Source organism: Deinococcus sp., assembly GCF_018260405.1.
GTDB lineage: Bacteria > Deinococcota > Deinococci > Deinococcales > Deinococcaceae > Deinococcus.
The window spans coordinates 1-2443 of sequence record NZ_JAGLBG010000177.1 but is presented as its reverse complement, the minus strand read 5'-3'; the positions used below and the strand labels follow the sequence as shown (position 1 = coordinate 2443).

The 2443-nt window shown below is 65.7% G+C and carries 3 protein-coding genes; all 3 read right to left on the bottom strand.

Features of this window, described 5'->3' with window-relative positions:
- Window positions 1-155: 155 nt before the first annotated feature.
- From QZ269_RS12750 to QZ269_RS12740, 3 genes are read right to left on the bottom strand one after another with little or no spacing between them, the layout of a single operon-like run.
- Entirely contained in the window at window positions 156-785 is a 630-nt protein-coding gene (locus QZ269_RS12750; RefSeq protein ID WP_291427076.1) for a response regulator transcription factor, read from the bottom strand.
- On the bottom strand, window positions 782-1870 hold the full coding sequence (locus QZ269_RS12745) for a sensor histidine kinase KdpD (RefSeq protein ID WP_291427075.1): 1089 nt from the start codon (window positions 1868-1870) through the stop codon (window positions 782-784). Before QZ269_RS12745 ends, QZ269_RS12750 begins: the two co-directional genes overlap by 4 nt.
- Complete coding sequence (locus tag QZ269_RS12740; RefSeq protein ID WP_291427074.1) at window positions 1870-2352, bottom strand: hypothetical protein; 483 nt, start codon at window positions 2350-2352, stop codon at window positions 1870-1872. Before QZ269_RS12740 ends, QZ269_RS12745 begins: the two co-directional genes overlap by 1 nt.
- Window positions 2353-2443 lie beyond the last annotated feature (91 nt).

The following is a 2443-nucleotide window of genomic DNA, read 5'->3' as shown; positions in this document are numbered from 1 at the left end:
TATCCATTTGGACTGGCTTAGTTGACGTTTTTCGTGGCGTCTTACCCAAACTCGACTTCTCGTGCTGAGCAGTTACACTGTCCGAACTATTCATTCAAAATGCCCGTCGTTGTTTTCGCAGCACTCCGAAACTATCTGAAATGATTGAACGCTCGCTACAGCAGTCCCTGCCGGAGTGCTTTCACCGCCGCCTGGGTGCGGTCTGAGGCTTGCAATTTCACCAGTATTTCCTGCACGTGCAGTTTCACCGTGCCCACACTGACCTCCAGCGCAGCGGCGATTTCCTTGTTGCCCTGCCCGTCGGCAATCAGGCGCAGCACGTCCAGTTCACGGGGCGTCAGGGGCGAACCCGCTTCCGGGGCACGGACACCGCCCAGGACGTGGTGGGCCACCTGCGGGTCGAGGTAGGCGCTGCCTGCGGCTGCCGAACGGATGCCCAGCAGCAGCAGGGCCGGCTTGTCGCTTTTCAGGCAGTAGGCGTCCGCCCCGGAGGCCAGTGAGGCGAACACTTCCTCCCGCAGGTTGTGGGCGGTGAGCATGACGATGCGGGTCTCGGGCCACCGGCGTTTGATCTGTGCGGCGGTCTCGATGCCGTCCATGCCGGGCAGGCCGATGTCCACCACTGCGACGTCCACCGTGTGGTGCGTGAGCAGTTCCAGGGCCTCCTCGCCGCTGCGGGCTTCCAGGGTCACGTGCAGGTCGGGTTCCAGGTTCAGGCTGGTTCTGAGGCCGTCACGGGTGAAGACGTGATCTTCCACCAGCAGGATGCGTGTCTTCTCGGTCATGGTGTTCCCCGGGGCAAGGTCAGGGTGAACTCGCTGCGGGCGTCGGCGCGGCGGTGGTAACGGACGCTGCCGCCGTGCGCTTCGGCAATCCGGCGCGTCAGGTACAGCCCCAGACCGCTGCCGCTGCCCGCCCCGCTCCCCCGGAAACGCTGGAACAGGCGGGCCTGCTGCTCGGCACTCACGCCCCGGCCCTGATCCCTCACCGTCAACACCGCTTCATCGTACTCGGCGCTGAGGGTCACCCACACCGTGCCGTCCGGCGGGCTGAACTTCACGGCATTGTCCAGCAGGTTCTGCACGGCGCGGCGCAGGTCGTGCTTGCGGCCCTGCACCGTGACGCCACTCAGGGCCGTGTCGAAGGTGAGGGCTTTCGCCTGTGCGCGAGGTTTCAGGTCACTGAGCACGCTGACCACCAGGTCGCGCAGGTTCACGCTCTGGGTGTCGTCCTGCGCGTTCTCGCCGCTCTCGTACTTGGCGACCAGCAGGAGTTGGTCGGCCAGCGCCAGCAGGGTCTCGTTGGCGGCCAGGCCGTTTTGCAGGTTGGCACGGTACTCGGCGGGCAATTCGCCGTAAGCGCCAGCCAGTGCCGAGCGCATGTTCATGCCGTTGGCCAGCAGCGGTGTGCGCAGGTCGTGCGAAAAGGCATACACGAGGTCGCGCAGCACCTCCCCAGCGGCCCAGCGGCCTTTCTGTTGCGTGCGGGGGTTCCAGACCTCCGGGTCCCAGTATTCCCAGCGCCAGGAATTGATGATCCACAGTTCCGAGGTCGGAACACCGAAAACGCGTTTGCCGAGGCGCCAGCTGTACTGGCCGCCATACAGGGCCGTACCGTCTGGTTTGATCGGCTGATACCGAGCGCCGTTCCGTTTGACGCTGGTCGTGCTGGACTTGCGCACCCGCAGCACATCGTCTTCACGGCAGCCGGGTGAAGGTTGCAGCACTGCCTGGTAGGCAAATTTGAGATCGTAGTCGGGAATGACCTGCAGGCGGCAGGCAGGCATCGGCGCAGACAGGGTGCTGATTGCCAGGGCCGCGACTGGCAGGAGCAAGGCCGCGCTGAGCAGGAGCTGATGAGCGCGGCCCATTACTGGTACCGGGCGAACGTGAACCAGTCGCCGTCGAGTACTTCGAACGAGCTGCCGGGAGGCAACGGGCCCACCCCGCCGCCAGTCGGAGAGACCAGCCGCCCATGCTCACCGCCCTCGTTGACGGGGTAACTACCGTCCGGCGCGCGCATCCGCACGCGGACGGTGCCGTTCGGGTCAGCCAGCCGAATCTGGATCGCCATAGCGCCGTACCCCATCGGGTCAGGGGTCGCCACGATCAGGTGGTTCGGGATGATGGTGAGCACAGGCCCGGTGACGACAGGTGGCGCAGGCGGGACAGGAGTAGGCGTCGGGGCCACAGGCGCAGGCTCCGGCGTGGGGGTAGGGGTAGGCTCCGGGGTCACGACGGGCGGCACGGTCATAGGCGGCGCTGTGACCGGGGGCGTGGTGCGGCTGGGCGCACAGCCTGCCAGGATGAGGGCCAGGGTGATGAGCCAGCCAGCGATCGTAAGGTATGCCATAAGGGCCTCCAGTCCGGCTGAAAGAAGCAAGGCCCAGCACACCGGAGATGCTGGGCCAAAGAGAAGCCCCCGCGCTAGGGTGTGTCCGGCT

What these genes read in the sequence shown, in the direction of transcription:
- QZ269_RS12750 (WP_291427076.1), bottom strand. Translation starts at nt 785, where the DNA reads ATGACCGAGAAGACACGCATCCTGCTGGTGGAAGATCACGTCTTCACC.
- QZ269_RS12745 (WP_291427075.1), bottom strand. Translation starts at nt 1,870, where the DNA reads ATGGGCCGCGCTCATCAGCTCCTGCTCAGCGCGGCCTTGCTCCTGCCA.
- QZ269_RS12740 (WP_291427074.1), bottom strand. Translation starts at nt 2,352, where the DNA reads ATGGCATACCTTACGATCGCTGGCTGGCTCATCACCCTGGCCCTCATC.